This window comes from Asaia sp. BMEF1 (assembly GCF_051628905.1).
Classification (GTDB): Bacteria; Pseudomonadota; Alphaproteobacteria; order Acetobacterales; family Acetobacteraceae; genus Asaia.
Map to the genome: position 1 here is coordinate 1,799,035 of NZ_CP157575.1, position 14,987 is coordinate 1,814,021.

14 protein-coding genes are annotated in these 14,987 nt (G+C 60.2%); 12 read left to right on the forward strand and 2 right to left on the reverse strand.

Annotation, left to right across the window (positions count from 1 at the left end; translation table 11 throughout):
• The first annotated feature begins 38 nt into the window (after window positions 1-38).
• The 6 genes from ABHV46_RS07820 (at window position 39) to ABHV46_RS07845 (ending at window position 4,768) form a co-directional block, all read left to right on the forward strand.
• On the forward strand, window positions 39-1,220 hold the full coding sequence (locus ABHV46_RS07820) for a glycosyltransferase (RefSeq protein ID WP_438381003.1): 1,182 nt from the start codon (window positions 39-41) through the stop codon (window positions 1,218-1,220).
• Window positions 1,217-1,405, forward strand: coding sequence for a hypothetical protein (locus ABHV46_RS07825; protein WP_438381005.1), 189 nt, complete (start codon window positions 1,217-1,219; stop codon window positions 1,403-1,405). Before ABHV46_RS07820 ends, ABHV46_RS07825 begins: the two co-directional genes overlap by 4 nt.
• A 13-nt stretch (window positions 1,406-1,418) precedes the next feature.
• A complete protein-coding gene (locus tag ABHV46_RS07830; RefSeq protein WP_438381006.1) occupies window positions 1,419-1,712 on the forward strand; it encodes a putative quinol monooxygenase in 294 nt (97 codons plus the stop codon).
• An 82-nt stretch (window positions 1,713-1,794) separates the two neighbouring features.
• A complete protein-coding gene (gene dcd / locus ABHV46_RS07835; RefSeq protein ID WP_025841649.1) occupies window positions 1,795-2,346 on the forward strand; it encodes a dCTP deaminase in 552 nt (183 codons plus the stop codon).
• Window positions 2,347-2,609: 263 nt separating this feature from the next.
• On the forward strand, window positions 2,610-3,251 hold the full coding sequence (locus ABHV46_RS07840) for a gluconate 2-dehydrogenase subunit 3 family protein (protein ID WP_438381008.1): 642 nt from the start codon (window positions 2,610-2,612) through the stop codon (window positions 3,249-3,251).
• Window positions 3,248-4,768, forward strand: a complete 1,521-nt coding sequence (locus tag ABHV46_RS07845) for a GMC family oxidoreductase (RefSeq protein WP_438381010.1) — start codon at window positions 3,248-3,250, stop codon at window positions 4,766-4,768. The genes ABHV46_RS07840 and ABHV46_RS07845 overlap by 4 nt, the downstream gene beginning before the upstream one ends.
• A 176-nt stretch (window positions 4,769-4,944) precedes the next feature.
• Here ABHV46_RS07845 and murA read toward each other — a convergent pair whose 3' ends face one another.
• Together murA and ABHV46_RS07855 are read right to left on the reverse strand one after the other, a co-directional pair.
• A complete protein-coding gene (murA, locus tag ABHV46_RS07850) occupies window positions 4,945-6,207 on the reverse strand; it encodes a UDP-N-acetylglucosamine 1-carboxyvinyltransferase (RefSeq protein WP_336947129.1) in 1,263 nt (420 codons plus the stop codon).
• A 108-nt stretch (window positions 6,208-6,315) separates the two neighbouring features.
• Window positions 6,316-6,927, reverse strand: coding sequence for a Crp/Fnr family transcriptional regulator (locus ABHV46_RS07855; RefSeq protein ID WP_336947130.1), 612 nt, complete (start codon window positions 6,925-6,927; stop codon window positions 6,316-6,318).
• 291 nt (window positions 6,928-7,218) lie between these two features.
• On the opposite strand from ABHV46_RS07855, the gene ABHV46_RS07860 reads away from it, so the two are divergent.
• From ABHV46_RS07860 to htpG, 6 genes are all read left to right on the forward strand, one after another.
• On the forward strand, window positions 7,219-8,022 hold the full coding sequence (locus tag ABHV46_RS07860; protein ID WP_336947131.1) for an OmpW/AlkL family protein: 804 nt from the start codon (window positions 7,219-7,221) through the stop codon (window positions 8,020-8,022).
• Between the two features lie 167 nt (window positions 8,023-8,189).
• On the forward strand, window positions 8,190-10,589 hold the full coding sequence (locus tag ABHV46_RS07865) for a TonB-dependent receptor (protein ID WP_438381011.1): 2,400 nt from the start codon (window positions 8,190-8,192) through the stop codon (window positions 10,587-10,589).
• Between the two features lie 136 nt (window positions 10,590-10,725).
• The gene (locus ABHV46_RS07870; protein WP_438381013.1) at window positions 10,726-11,838 is read left to right on the forward strand and encodes a glycerophosphodiester phosphodiesterase family protein; all 1,113 of its coding nucleotides are present in this window, start codon (window positions 10,726-10,728) and stop codon (window positions 11,836-11,838) included.
• Between the two features lie 82 nt (window positions 11,839-11,920).
• Window positions 11,921-12,595 (forward strand): HAD-IA family hydrolase, encoded by a 675-nt coding sequence (locus tag ABHV46_RS07875; protein WP_438381015.1) that lies wholly within the window; start codon window positions 11,921-11,923, stop codon window positions 12,593-12,595.
• A 10-nt stretch (window positions 12,596-12,605) separates the two neighbouring features.
• A complete protein-coding gene (locus tag ABHV46_RS07880) occupies window positions 12,606-13,004 on the forward strand; it encodes an NUDIX hydrolase (protein ID WP_438381016.1) in 399 nt (132 codons plus the stop codon).
• A 76-nt stretch (window positions 13,005-13,080) separates the two neighbouring features.
• Window positions 13,081-14,949, forward strand: a complete 1,869-nt coding sequence (gene htpG, locus ABHV46_RS07885; protein ID WP_438381017.1) for a molecular chaperone HtpG — start codon at window positions 13,081-13,083, stop codon at window positions 14,947-14,949.
• Window positions 14,950-14,987: the final 38 nt, after the last annotated feature.

Here is a 14,987-nt window from a genome sequence, read left to right on the forward strand (position 1 = left end):
CTCTCCCTGAGGCGCGCGCTTCATGCTACCGCCAAGGCATGTCGCGCCACTGCCCTCATATCCTTCAGGTTCTCCCGGCCCTCGGCACGGGGGGGATCGAACAGGGCACCGTCGAAATGGCAGAGGCGATCATTGCCGCAGGTGGCCGCGCCCTCGTCGCCGGCGCCACAGGACCGTTGGTCCCAAAACTGCTCTCCATCGGGGCCCGCCATATCGATCTGCCGCTCGGGCAGAAATCGCCACTCGCCATCTGGCGCAATGCCAGGAGTCTTACCCAACTCATCCGCGACGAACGCATTGATCTCGTTCACGCGCGCTCACGCGCGCCAGCCTGGGCCGCCTGGCGCGCCACGCGGCAAACGGGTACGCCCCTCGTCACCACATGGCACGGCGTCCATAAGGCAGGCTTTCCCGGCAAGAAACGCTATAATTCTGTTCTTGCGCGCGGCAGGCGCGTCATTGCCATCAGCACTTACATCGCGACCCGCCTCAAAGAGGAATATGGCATCGGCGAAGACAGTCTGCGTCTGATCCCCCGTGGGGCAGATATGGCGCACTTCGACCCGGATCTGGTCAATGGAGCCCGCATTCAGGCCCTTGCGGAGAAATGGCAGGTGCCGCCCGGCACGCCCGTGATCATGCTGCCCGGTCGTCTGACGCGATGGAAAGGCCAGCTATTGCTGCTTAAGGCCATGGCGCATTTGCAGGTCCAGCTTCCCGGCCCCTGGCTCTGCGTTCTCGTCGGCCCTGCCGACCCAAGAGACCGTTACGTGCAGGAACTCGAAGCCACCGCCACCCGGCTCGGCCTGCGCGAGCGCCTGCGCTTTGCAGGGCTGTGCCAGGACATGCCCGCTGCCTATGCCCTGGCCGATGCCGTCGCCGTGCCGTCGCTGCGCCCCGAGCCCTTCGGTCGCGTCGTGATCGAAGCGCAGGCCATGGGGCGCCCCGTTGTCGTCTCGGCCCAAGGGGGCGCCATGGAAACGGTGCTGCCCTATCGCACCGGGCTTCTCGTGCCCCCCGACGATGCCGCCGCCCTCGCCGAAGCTCTTCTCCAGATCCTTACGCTCTCGGACGGCGCCCGCACTCTTCTGGCCGAGACCGCCCGTCATCACATTGCAGAAAACTACACCACCCGGCAGATGCAATCCGCCACGCTCGCTGTTTATGATGAACTGCTCGGTGGCTGCCTGTCAGACCGCTTTCTGGGACTCGCCTCATGACCACGCCGCCACGCACCACCCTGACCGAAAAGGCGCAAGCCGATCTGGAAAAACGTCAGACGCGCGAGGCCGCGGCCCTGCGCGCCAATCTGCTGCGTCGCAAGGCGCAGGTGCGCAACCGTGCGGTAAAAGCCCCCGAAGACCAGGAAGCCCCGACAGGCTCCAACCCTGCTTCATCCTCCTGAAAGGAACATGATCATGTCCAAGGTTCTCTATGCGACCATGCGCGCCCTGCCCGGCAAGCGCGAGGAAATCGCCCGCCTGCTGACCGCACTGGCCACCGACGTGCGCAACGAACCCGGCAACGAGCGCTTTGTCGTCTATACGCTCGAGGAAGATCCCGATTTCTTCCATGTGGAAGAAACCTATCGCGATGAAGACGCCTTCAAGGCCCATATGGGCATGGAGCACGGCAAGGTCTTCAACAACGCTATCAAAAACCTTGTCGAAGGCGGTGGCTCCAAGGTCGTCTTCCTGACCCATATCGCCTGATCACCTCTGGCGGTTTGCAGAGCCGCAGCGCTGGCGCTAGACCTGCAAACCCCATTCTCCTCACCTGACTGGAAATTGCGCCATGCCCATCATGCCAGATAGCTGGATCCGTCAAATGGCCCAGGAAAAGGGCATGATCGAACCCTTCGTCGAGGCGCAGAAGCGCGAAGGCGTCATTTCCTACGGCCTGTCTTCCTATGGCTATGACGCCCGCGTCGGCGAAGATTTCAAGATCTTCACCGATGTCGATAACGCCGTCGTCGACCCCAAGCAGTTCGCCGCCAACAGCTTCGTTACCCGCACGGGCGACATCACTATTCCACCCAACAGCTTCGCCCTGGCCCATACGGTGGAATATTTCCGCATCCCTCGCGACGTGCTCGTGGTCTGCCTCGGCAAATCCACCTATGCCCGCTGCGGCATCATCGTGAACGTGACCCCGCTCGAACCCGAATGGGAAGGTCAGGTCACGATCGAAATCAGCAACACTACCAAACTGCCCGCCCGCATCTACGCCAATGAAGGCATCTGCCAGTTCCTGTTTTTCCAGGGCGCCTCGCCTTGCGAAACCAGCTACGCCGATCGTGCCGGCAAATACATGAAGCAACTCGGCGTCACGACGCCTCGTCTCTAAGGGGGTTCTCATGGGGCTTTGCCCCATACCTCACCAAAGGGCCGTCGCCCTTTGGATACCCGTTTGAAGGGATGAAAAGAGACGTGTCCCTTTCCGACGAGCGGAGCAGCGCCCCGCAGTCGCTTCACGACGAACGACTTTCCCTCATCTGACCTCTGTATGATTTTGAGAAGCATTCTCAATGACTTGCTGACAGACGCGCATTGGCAACTTTCACTGGTCCGGGCATGTTAGAGGCGTCATCACGGTTTTGGGAACGTACCATGAGCCAGACTTCTCTGCCCCCCGCCATCGACCCGGATTATCTGGCGCTGCTGGATTCCGATCGTATCTCGGGCCGCACCCGTCAGGTCATGGAGGAACGCGCCCAGACCAGCGACGCAGGCTACAAGCCGCGTCATCTCTCACAAACCGCCTATGACGTGCTCGGCGCCCTCTCAGCGCGCGTCCTGCCCCAGGCCGCCATCCTTCCGGATGACACGATCAATATTGCTGCACGCATCGATTCAAGACTTGGATCGGCCGGAGATGGCTGGCGTTTCGCTTCCCTGCCACCGGATACAGAGGCCTATGAACTGGCACTGACCGGGATCGATACCGCAGCCAGGCAGCGTCATGGGGCCGGTTTCACCGGGATCGACGCCGAATTGCAGGATAGCCTCGTCCACACCATGGCAGAAGGCGCCCTCAGCACGGAAACGCTCGATTCGACCCAGATGCGCGCCTGGTTTGCGGATCTGCGTGCGGATTGCGTGCAGATCTTCATCAGCCACCCGGCCGTCCAGGCACAGCTCGGCATTGACGCCGTTTTCAACGGTGGCGATGGGCTCTTTCAGGGTTTCTCGGCCATGGGAGAGGGCGTCAACGAGCCGTGGGAGCCTACAGCAAGGGGGAACGGCCAATGAACAGCCGTCGCTTCGACGACCATGAAACGGTCGATGTCGTAGTTGTGGGTACGGGTGCCGGTGGCGCACCGCTGCTGGCAGAGCTCGCACGCTCGGGCCTGAAAGTGGTGGCGCTCGAAGCCGGTCCGCGCTTCGATCCGCGCCAGCATACGCCCGATGAGGCGACGGCCTCTGAAATCTACTGGCTGGAGGAACGCCTGTCTGGCGGCGCCAACCCCATGGCGTTCGGCGGCAATAACAGCGGCACGGGCGTCGGCGGGTCGATGCTGCATTTCGGGGCCTTCATGCCTCGCATCGATGCGCGCGACATGCGCCTGCATTCCGAAACTGGCAAGGGCGTGGACTGGCCTTTCGGCTATGAAACGCTGCTCCCCTATATCGAGCGTGTCGAAAGCGAGATCGGCGTCTCCGGTCCCGAAAACTACCCATGGGACCCCGAGCGTCGCTATGCCTATCCGCCCCCGCAGCGCAATGGCGCTGCGCAAGCCATGGCGCGCGGCTGCGACTCACTCGGTATTCGCAATGCCGATGGCCCGACTGCGCTCATCACCCGTGACTGGGGCAATCGAAAAGCCTGTGTGGGCTGCGGTGCCTGCCATCAGGGCTGCCGCAACGGTGCAAAATCGAGCACGGACGTTACCTATCTGCCGCTGGCCGTTTCCGCTGGCGCTGAAATCCGCCCGAACTGCTTTGTGCATGGCATCGAACGCGATAGCGCGGGCCGCGTGACAGCAGTCGTTTATCGAGAGAACGGCGAAGACCGCAAACAACGCTGCGCTGCTCTCGTTCTCGCCGCTGGCGCGGTCGAAACGGCGCGTCTGCTGCTCCATACCGGGCTTGCCAATCGCAGCGGCCAGGTCGGGCGCAACTACATGGCGCATATCTCGACCCAGGTCTGGGGTCGGTTCGACGAGATCATTCGCCCCAATAAGGGTTATCCGTCGCTGACCATCACCGAAGACATGATGCGCCCGAAGGATGCCGATTTCGCTGGTGGCTATCTCATCCAGTCACTCGGCATGATGCCCCTGACATGGGCTACGGGCGTGGCGCGAGGGCGCGGTCTCTGGGGTGACGCCCTGACCGATTATCTGCGCGGCTATAATTACATGGCCGGGCTCGGCGCCCATGGCGACTGCCTGCCGAGCGACGATAATCTCGTCACGCTATCGGACGAGATCGGTCGTGCCGGGGTGCCCAAGCCAAAAATCACGTTCAGCTACGGCCCCAACGAACAGGCTATGCATGAACACATGGCGCGCACCATGACCGCCATCTGGGAAGCCGCAGGCGCCAAGGACATCTGGGCTATGGATCGTGCTGCTCATATGATCGGCACCTGCCGCATGGGTACCGACCCCGACGACTCAGTCGTCGATCCATTCGGTCGCAGCCATGATATCGATAATCTCTGGATCAGCGATCACTCGATCTTCCCGAGTGCCACCGCTGCCAACCCTGCGCTCGCCATCATGGCCCTGAGTCTGCGTACCGCCGAAGCCATCAAGGCAAAATAAAGGGTTTCCAAAGGGCGACTGCCCTTTGGCAGGGCATGGGGCAGAGCCCCATATCCCCGCAATCGAACTCAATCAGGGGGCAAGCCCCCTCCCCCGGAAAGGGGCTTGCCCCCTTTCATCCCATTTTTACGAAGCTCCGCCCTCTCTCTGATCAGAGGAGAGGCGGCGGCGTCTGACTATTCGCGAATGCGTTCGATATCGGCGCCAACGGCAGAGAGTTTGCGATCGACCGCCTCGTACCCACGATCGAGGTGATAGATACGGCTCAGCGTGGTCTCGCCCTGCGCGCCGAGACCGGCAATGATCAGCGAAAAGGACGCGCGCAGATCGGTCGCCATCACAGGGGCGCCTGAAAGCTTCTCGACGCCACGGATGATAGCGGAAGACCCATGAACATTGACACGTGCGCCCATGCGATTGAGTTCGGGCACGTGCATGAAGCGGTTTTCGAAAATGGTTTCCGTCACCATTGAGGCGCCCTCGGCGACGGCAAGCATGGCCATGAACTGGGCCTGCATGTCAGTCGGAAAGCCTGGATAGGGCTCGGTCATGATATCCACACCCTTGAGCGGGCCGTTGCGGCGCACGCGAATGGCGTTTTCCTCTTCGAGCACCTCCACGCCCGCTTCCTCAAGCGTCCGCACTACCGCGCCCAGATCGCGTACCCGCCCACCGATCAGACGCAGGTCACCACCCGTGATGCCCGCAGCACAGGCATAGGTGCCGCATTCGATACGATCGGCCATGATGGCATGTTCGGCGCCGGTCAGGGCCTCGACACCATCAATCACCAGCGTGCCGGTACCGGCACCGGCGATGCGCGCGCCCATCCGGTTGAGACACTCGACCAGATCGCCGATCTCGGGCTCACGTGCGGCATTGACGATCTCCGTGCGCCCTTTGGCCAGCGTCGCCGCCATCAGCAGGTTTTCGGTAGCCCCAACGGAAGCAAACGGCAGAAGGATGCGATCGCCCACGAGCCCGCCAGGAGCGCTGGCATTGATATAGCCGTTTTCAAGATGGATCTTGGCCCCAAGCGTTTCGAGCCCCTTCAGATGAAGGTCGACCGGACGCGTACCGATGGCGCAGCCACCCGGCAGCGACACGCGCGCCTCATGCGCGCGCGCCAGAAGCGGGCCGAGCACCAGAATCGAGGCGCGCATTTTCGATACGATATCGTAAGGCGCTTCGATGGATGTGATGGGGCCGCCGATCGAGAGCGTGCGCCCTTCTGCATCGACAGGATCGACCGCGATGCCATGCTGGCGCAGCAGGGTCTGCATGGTCTCGATATCGGCGATTTTCGGCACGTTGGAGAGAATAAGGCGTTCCGAAGTGAGAAGCCCTGCCACCATGAGCTTGAGACCGGCATTCTTGGCGCCGCCGATCACGATCTCGCCCTCAAGACGCCTGCCGCCACGTATGATGAAACGGTCCATGATCTGTCGCTCCTGAAGGATGAGGCTCTCGCGGGAAAGTGTCTTCTCTCCCCCTTCATCATGGCGGCGTCAAGGCATCAATTGGGCATGTCTGCCGCGGTATGCGGATCAGCCTCCGCGGGCGATATTTTCAAGTACAGGCAGGTTGAGCAGGGTGACCTGCGTGACCTGGGTGATGGTGATCAGCTTTTCACGCTGAAGCGCATTGAGCGTACGGCTGACCGTCTCGATGGTCAGCCCGAGATAATCGGCAATACCAGTGCGACTCATAGGCAGATGAAGGACGATCTCGCTTGTCGGCGAGCGGCGATGCTGCTCAAGCAGAAAACTGGCCAGACGTTCACGCGCTGTTTTGCGCCCAAGCAGCAACATGCTTTTTTGCGCCTGAACCAGCTCACGAGAGGCCTCTTCCATCAAACGGTTTTCGAGATCGGGAAATTCGCGCCGCAGCGTATTGAGGCCAGAACGGGAGAAACGACACAGCGACAGTAATCCGAGCGCTTCCGCGCTGAACGCATATGTCGTGCCACTGGCCAGCCCCAGAAAATCACCGGCTTGGGCAAAACCTGTTATCTGGCGTCGCCCATCCGGCATGAGCGAGAAAAGCGTGGCATGTCCCGATGTTACGATGAAGAAATCGCTCGCCGCCTCGCCCTCGTGAATGAATGTCTTACCAGAGGTCACAGCAAGGCGATGGGAGTATTGAGAGAGCCGTGCCATGTGAATTGGATCGATCACAGAACAAATGCTGCGTGGCCGCGCCTCGCAATGAAGACACTGCCCGCAACTGCCACAAGATCCGAGCATACTGATACTTTCCCTCGCCTGGGAATCCATGACGAAATTAGTCCTCTTTTTTAGTTACTATTCTTGTTATGTTAACAATAAGTCACATACTGTGGCCAATTCTCCACGGTCATCACCACGGTTATAGCATGTTTGACATGGATCAAGGCGCGGCATCATAGCGCATGGTGAGAGAACGTCACTGTTTAATCACGGATGACGTCGATGAAGACTACTTTCAAAATTTCTACTGCGCTTCTCACAGGCTTCGTCGCAGCTGCCATCGCAGCTCCCGACGCTCAGGCTCAGTCCGCCCCCGTCGTGAACGCGCCTGTCTCGACGAACATGGTTCTCGCACCCCAGGCCCAGGCCATGGCCGCACCGCGCTCCTCCAGCGACGATTGTGGTTTGTTCAAGACCTGCTCCAGCACCAAGATCGGTCTTGGCAAGGGCGACTTCATCGTCCGTCTGTCCGCACTCGGCATCCTCCCTGAAGATCGCGACAGCAAGGTCTGGCTGAACGGCGCGGCCATTCCCGGCCACATCAAGACGACCAATCAGGTCATGCCGGAACTGACATTCGAGTATTTCTTCACCGATAATATCTCGATCGATCTGATCGCCGCCAGCACCCGTCACGAAGTGGCAGCCAAGGGCACGCCGCTGGGCAACATCGATATCGGTAGCGCCTGGGCTCTGCCCCCGACCCTGACCGTCGCCTGGCATTTCCGCCCGCACAAGCGCTTCAACCCTTATGTGGGCGTCGGTGCAACGCTGGCCTGGTTCCATAACGTGTCGCCCGCCGGTGGCCTCGTGCAGAAGCTCAATGTCGGCGTGACGGGGGGCCCATCGGTCAATGTCGGCTTCGACTATCAACTGGTCGGCAACTGGTTCTTCAACATGGATGCCAAGCAGATGTTCATGCGCATGCATGCCTGGGCCAATGATCGTGGGTCGGGCGCCTTCATCAAGGCTCATGACTCGCTCGACCCGACGACGGTTGCAGCCGGTATCGAATACCGCTTCTGATTTCCCCTCCGGGAATTGTTCAGAAAAGAGGCTGTCCGGGTTACCGGGCAGCCTCTTTTTTTATTCATCGTTCTGTAATAGCCAAATCATCGAAGCTTCACACACCGTAACGAACTCTCCGCATAGGGTGCGCCGCAATCCGGCCACCGTTAAAGGAAAGTTTACTGATGAAGCTCTGCAAACAGCGCCTCGGCCTCACGCTGTCTCTCTTCTGCTCGCCCCTTGCCCTCGTCAGCTTCTCCGCCAGCGCAGCAGATGCCACGCTTCATCCCGCCTCGACACATCGCGCAAGCCCCGCATCGGACAAGGCGAAAGCCTTGGTCTCGACCGCCCCGGCAGAGGAAGTCATCGCAACCGCCCGTCGTACCCGCTCGGAGCAGAGCGTGGGCCATACCCAGCTTCAGCGCATCCTGCCCGGTGTCAGCCCGCTCAAGGCATTGCAGATCCTGCCGGGCGTCGTGTTCAACAATGCCGATCCCTGGGGCAATAACGAACAGAACTCTTCCCTGTTCATTCATGGCTTCAACCAGAACCAGCTCGGCTACACGCTCGATGGCATTCCGCTGGGCGATCAGGCCTATGGCAATTACAACGGCCTCTCGCCCCAGCGCGCCGTCATCAGCGAGAACGTGGGCAATGCAACGGTGGCCACGGGCTCCGGCGCGCTCGGCACGGCCTCGACCTCCAATCTCGGTGGCACACTGCTTTTCTCATCGCAGGACCCCAAGCAGAAAATGGGCGGCCAGCTCGACCAGACCTTCGGCAGCTTCTCGACCTTCCGCACTTTTGCACGCTTCGACACAGGCAATTTCGGCAACGGCAATTCGGCCTATATCTCCTGGGCACGTCAGGATGCCCGCGCCTGGGATTTTGCCGGTCATCAGGGTGGCAATCAGGTCAACGCAAAATTCGTACATAAGGGCAGCAAGGACAAGATCACCTATTTCTTCGACTGGTCCGACAAGGTCGAGCCGAATGAAGACGGCATCGTGCTGCCCAATGGCTATGGCACCTATGTACGACCCTTTACCTATCCCGATTTCACCTACGCCAAATCCTATCTGAACTCGGCGGCCTACAAGAATGCCGGTCTGAATTATCGCAATTACTATTCCGCGGCCCAGCGTCAGGATTTCCTGACCTATCTGGGGTGGCAGCATGATTTCAACAGCAACCTGCATTGGGACAACAAGCTCTATTATCACCACAATCTCGGTGAGGGTGTGGTGGCTGGTCCGATCACGGCAGCTGGTCTGCCCACGCTGTTTGGCGCCTATTTCCCCAACCAGAGCTCCAGCCAATTGAGCAATGTGTTCGGTGGCTCGGGCTATGCCACGCGCACAACCGAATACTGGGATAATCGCGGCGGTCTGCTCACGACGCTGCGTTACAAGCTGGGCCATCACGACCTTGAGGTCGGGGGCTGGTACGAGCGCAACAACAACACTCAGGCGCGCCGCTGGTATCCGCTCGATGCAAACAACCCGACTACGCCTTACGATCGTCAGCAGGACGCGCTGATCAAGCAGTACACCAATTATTTTTACACCAATACCTTTACCACCCATCTGCAGGATAGCTGGCGGGTCACGAAGAACTTCACGCTATCGGCAGGCTTCAAATCCGAGCTGGTTTACACCAATGGCACGCTGCCCGTAGCTGGCAAGCCGGGCTCACTCTCACCCGCCACTGCCGTGACCGTACCGGGCGGCACGATTGCAGCTGTCAAACCGTTCCTGCCCTCTTTCGGCGCCTTATGGAACATCACGCCCAACGAGCAGTGGTTCGCCAATATTCAGGAAAACATGCGCTCCTATCAGGACGCGGGCTATGGCAATGCGACCCCATGGGGTGCCACCAGCCAGGCCGCCTTCGAGGATTTCAAGAAGAACGGCAAGGTCGAGACGTCATGGACCTATGAGACAGGTCTGCGCACCCATCACCACGTCAACCTCGGCCCGCTAACCGATATCTCAGCTCAGGCCGAATATTACCACGTGCATTTCTCGAACCGTCTGGTCGCCATCGCCACCACGCAGTCGCTCTCTTCCATCATCGGCTCTGCCACGACGCTGGCCAATGTGGGCTCGGTCACGACAGATGGTATGGATTTCTCGTTCACAGCGCAGTTCGGGCCGCATTTCTCGATCTATAACGGGCTGAGCTATAACAAGTCGGTCTATAACGACAATTACAACTCCGGCACGTCGACCATCCGGATCGCGGGCCGCAACGTTGCGGGCCAGCCGGACTGGACCGAGAAATTCGTCGCCACCACAAATTGGGGCAATTTCTACGGCCAGTTCATCGGTGACGTGATGGGCAAGCGCTACACGACCTATACGAACGATCTCTGGGCCTCGCCGACCGCCCAGTTCAGCATGAATGCGGGCTACACCATTCATGGCATTCCCCATATTCCTGCCTTGCGCGTTCAGGGAAACATCACCAACCTGACCAACACCAAGGGTTGGTCGACAGTGAATGTCAATCAGGTTTCCAACCAGTTCACCGCCTTCCCCATCGCCCCGCGCATGTATTTCCTGACACTGAGCGCCACCTGGTAATCTCACCGGGGCACGCTGGTCAGGATCCGGCACAAAACGAGCAACGCCTGCCACATAATCGGTCAGCGTTGCTTCCGTCGTCACATCGCCTCTCCCCGACCGTATCATGACGGGGGCAGGCTTCAGGAGAGCCGATTTGCTGTCACGTCGTCACACCCTGTTTCTCGGTCTGGCCGGGATCTGCTCACCTTCTCTCGGCAATGCCGCTTTTGCCGCGCCATCTCTGGCACCGAAGCCACTGGTTTTTGCGCATCGAGGCGCTTCTGCCCTGCGGCCGGAGCACACGCTGGCCTCCTACGCAAAAGCTATGGAAGACGGCGCCGATTATATCGAGCCCGATCTGGTCATGACGAAGGACGGCGTGCTGATCGTTCGTCATGAGAGCAATATTGCCGACACCACCGATATCGCTTCGCGCCCCGAATTCGCCTCGCGAAAACGCAGCCTGACCATCGACGGCCAGAAAGAGACCGGCTGGTTCACCACCGATTTCACCCTCGCCGAACTCAAGACCCTGCGTGCGAAAGAGCGCTTGCCGCAGTTACGCCCACATAACACGCGCTATGACGGTCATTTCGACGTCCCCACCTTCGAGGAGGTGATCGATTTCGTCGCGGCTGAGTCGGCGGCACGCGGCAAGGTTTACGGGCTCATTCCCGAAATCAAGAATTCCACCCATTTCCACAGCCTCGGTCTGGACCCGGAAACCGCCTTTCTGCGCACCATTGCAGCGCATGAATACACCCGACAGGCACCGCTGGAACTCCAGTCTTTCGAAACGACCAATCTGAAAGCGATCGGGGAAAAGACGCGCGCCATCAACCCGCAGGCACGGGTGATGTTCCTCATGGGTGAACCGGGCCAGACCCCGCCGGATCTGCTCGGCAAAAGCAACGCGAAGACCTTCGGCGACTTTATGAAGCCGGAAGGGCTGCACGACATTCGCCGTTTCGCCGATGTGATCGGCCCGTCCAATACCGATCTGATCCCGCGCAAGCCTGATGGCTCCTGGGGCACGCCTACAACGCTCATCACCGATGCGCATGAAGCCGGTCTGCTGGTGCATTCCTACACCGCACGCCCCGAAAATTACTGCCTGCCCAGAGAACTGCGCAATGGCGGCGCACTCAATGAACGCAACCCGCAAGGCATGATTGCCGAGGTCAAACGCTATCTCGATATGGGCCTGGATGGGTTTTTTACCGACGACCCCGCGCTGGGCCGTCTCGCCGTCGACACGGCGGGTTGATCTATCCCAAGCTTGCCTGCGTTAGACAGGTCATGCAGGGTCTCCCACCCTGCTGACCCTGTTCTCATGACGGAGATGTCTTTTGGCCGAGCATGACCTTTTCCCCGGACGTTCTTTCGATGCCTTCCTGTTCGATATGGATGGCACGATCCTCACCTCGATCATCGCGGCCGAGCGCGTCTGGACCCTCTGGGCGCAAAAGCACGGTCTGGATGTTGCCAAATTCCTCCCAACTATCCATGGCGTGCAGACTGTCGAGACCATACGCCGCCAGAAACTGCCGGGCGTCGATCCGGTGGAGGAAGCACATTGGATCACAAGCCGTGAACTTGAAGACACGCACGGCATCGACCCCATTCCCGGCGCGACCGCCTTTCTGAACAGCCTGCCCGCAGATCGCTGGGCCATCGTCACCTCGGCCTCGCGCGATCTGGCGCTTAAGCGCATTCAGATCGCTGGCCTGCCTCTGCCGAAAACCCTGATCACGGCAGAAGACGCGCCTAACGGCAAACCAGCCCCCGATTGCTTCCTGCTCGGCGCGCAACGCCTCGGCTTCGAGGCCAAAAACTGCGCCGTATTCGAGGATGCCCCGGCGGGCATCAAGGCAGGTGAAGCAGCCAATGCCAGTGTGGTTGTGATCACCGCGACCCATAAGCACGAAATCGATGTCCCGCACCCGACCGTCCCGGGTTATGAGGCGCTCAAGGCTCATCAGAACGACGACGGCCGTCTGAGCCTTCGCGGCGAGACGATCTGACCGACACACGATGCAGGTGATTCACATCGCCGCCGCCCTGCTGCATGACGGAGCGGGGCGGCTCCTTCTGGTGCGCAAACAGGGCACTACGGCCTTCATGCAGCCCGGCGGCAAGATCGAACCCGGAGAAACGCCCTGCGCCGCCTTGCTACGCGAGCTGGACGAAGAACTCGGCCTTCAGGCCATGTCGGAATCCTGCCGATTTTTGAGGCAGATCGAGGCCCCGGCAGCGAACGAGCCCGGCCATATCGTGCGCGCCGAGCTTTTTGCCCTGCCTTGGCAAGGCGCAGTCTCTATTGCCGCAGAAATTGCCGAGGCTCGCTGGGTCACGCCGGACGACGCCCTTTCGCTCTCGCTTGCGCCCCTGACACGCAATTGCGTGCTGCCCTTATGGCCTTGCCTCTCTTGAAAAAAGAGACGCGCATTTCTACTTTTCCCTGCAAATCGGTGCCGTTTCGGCGCCATCACAGTCTTGAGGGATCTCCATGACCGAAAACACAGAAAAAGATCAGGTCCAGGGCGCCGAGAAGCATGAATTCAGCGCCGAAGTCGGGCGTCTGCTCGACCTCGTGGTTCATGCCCTTTACTCCGAGCGCGAGATCTTTTTGCGCGAGCTGGTCGCCAATGCCGCCGATGCTTCGGACAAGCGTCGTTTCGAGGCCTTGACCGATGCCGCCAAGGCCCTGCCCGCTGATGCCGCCATACGCATCACGCCCGACAAGGATAGCCGCCTGCTGACCATCAGCGATAACGGCGCGGGCATGAGCCGTGAGGATCTGGCGAGCAATCTAGGCACCATCGCCCGCTCAGGCACGCGCGCCTTCGGCGAGAAGCTGAACAGCGCCAAACCGGAAGACCGCCCCAGCCTGATCGGCCAGTTCGGTGTCGGCTTCTACGCAGCTTTCATGGTGGCCGACAAGGTGGACGTGATTTCGCGCCAGCCCGGTTGCGATGAAGCCTGGCAGTGGTCGTCTGATGGCAAAGGTGCCTACACCATTGCGCCTGCCACGCGTGAGCAGCCCGGCACAGACATCATCCTGCATGTCAAAACCGACGCCGATGAATTTCTCGATGCCTGGCGTCTGCGCGCCATCATCCGCAAATGGGCCGACCACATCTCTTGGCCGATCACCCTGCGTGAGGGTGAGGAAGACAAATCGGCCAATGAGGGCACGGCTCTGTGGCGCAAGTCGAAATCCGACATCACGCCCGAGCAGTACACCGAATTCTATCGCCACGTCGCCCATCAATTCGACGAGCCCTACGCCACCCTGCACTGGAACGCAGAGGGTACGACAGAATTCACGGCACTGCTCTTCATTCCCGGTGCGCGCCCGTTCGACTTCATGGAGCAGTCACGCGAGAGCAAGCTGCATCTACATGTGCGCCGTATGTTCATCACCGATGAGGCCGAGCTTCTGCCGGCCTGGCTGCGCTTTGTGAAAGGCGTTGTCGATACCGAAGATCTGCCCCTGAACGTCTCGCGTGAGATGCTGCAATCCACCCCGGTGTTGCAGCGCATCCGCAAAGCCGTGACCAAGCGCGTGATGACCGAAATCAAGAACCGCGCCAAGGATACGGAAAATACAGACAGCTTCGGTACCTTCTGGGAGAATTTCGGCCCGATCATCAAGGAAGGCATCTGGGAAGACTCCGAGCACCGTCAGGAGCTTGCCGCCCTGTCGCGCTTCCGCTCCACCGCATCTGACGATCCCACCACGCTCGATGCCTATCTGTCGCGCATGAAGCCAGGTCAGGAATCCATCTATTATCTGACCGGCGAAAATGCCGAGGCGCTTGCTGCCTCGCCGCAGCTCGAAGGCTTCCGTGCCCGTGGCATCGAAGTGCTACTGCTTTCCGATCAGGTAGATGGTTTCTGGCCTGATCGTCTGTCCTCCTATGAAGACAAGACACTGAAATCCATCAATCAGGCTCATGGCGATCTGGAGAAGTTCGAAGCCCCGACGCCTGAAGGCGAGGCAGCCGATCTCGACAAACTGATTCCGGCCCTGAAAGATGCGCTGGGTGACGATGTAAAGGATGTGCGCGGTACCGTGCGTCTGGTCGGCAGCGCGGTGGTCATCACGAGCGAAGGTGGTCCGGATCTGATGATGCAGCGTCTGATGCGCCGCTCAGGTCAGGGCATGCCGCCTTCTGCGCCAATCATGGAGATCAACCCGCATCACACGCTCATCCGCGATCTCGCAGCGCGTGTGGAAAAGGGCGAGAGCGTTGCCGATTATGCCCACGTTCTGCTCGATGTGGCCCGTATTCAGGATGGCGAAACCCTGCCCGATGCCGCAGGCTTCGCGCAGCGTCTGACCGCTATGCTGACCAACGGCATCACGGTCTGAACTCCAAGCGGAAAAACGCCCAAGCCGGCGGCTGCCCA

Bases quoted from the DNA above. Each gene is read 5' to 3' on its own strand.
- murA (WP_336947129.1), bottom strand. From the start codon at position 6,207: ATGGACCGTTTCATCATACGTGGCGGCAGGCGTCTTGAGGGCGAGATC.
- ABHV46_RS07855 (WP_336947130.1), bottom strand. From the start codon at position 6,927: ATGGCACGGCTCTCTCAATACTCCCATCGCCTTGCTGTGACCTCTGGT.
- ABHV46_RS07845 (WP_438381010.1), top strand. From the start codon at position 3,248: ATGAACAGCCGTCGCTTCGACGACCATGAAACGGTCGATGTCGTAGTT.
- ABHV46_RS07880 (WP_438381016.1), top strand. From the start codon at position 12,606: ATGCAGGTGATTCACATCGCCGCCGCCCTGCTGCATGACGGAGCGGGG.
- ABHV46_RS07840 (WP_438381008.1), top strand. From the start codon at position 2,610: ATGAGCCAGACTTCTCTGCCCCCCGCCATCGACCCGGATTATCTGGCG.
- ABHV46_RS07860 (WP_336947131.1), top strand. From the start codon at position 7,219: ATGAAGACTACTTTCAAAATTTCTACTGCGCTTCTCACAGGCTTCGTC.
- dcd (WP_025841649.1), top strand. From the start codon at position 1,795: ATGCCCATCATGCCAGATAGCTGGATCCGTCAAATGGCCCAGGAAAAG.
- ABHV46_RS07820 (WP_438381003.1), top strand. From the start codon at position 39: ATGTCGCGCCACTGCCCTCATATCCTTCAGGTTCTCCCGGCCCTCGGC.
- ABHV46_RS07865 (WP_438381011.1), top strand. From the start codon at position 8,190: ATGAAGCTCTGCAAACAGCGCCTCGGCCTCACGCTGTCTCTCTTCTGC.
- htpG (WP_438381017.1), top strand. From the start codon at position 13,081: ATGACCGAAAACACAGAAAAAGATCAGGTCCAGGGCGCCGAGAAGCAT.
- ABHV46_RS07825 (WP_438381005.1), top strand. From the start codon at position 1,217: ATGACCACGCCGCCACGCACCACCCTGACCGAAAAGGCGCAAGCCGAT.
- ABHV46_RS07830 (WP_438381006.1), top strand. From the start codon at position 1,419: ATGTCCAAGGTTCTCTATGCGACCATGCGCGCCCTGCCCGGCAAGCGC.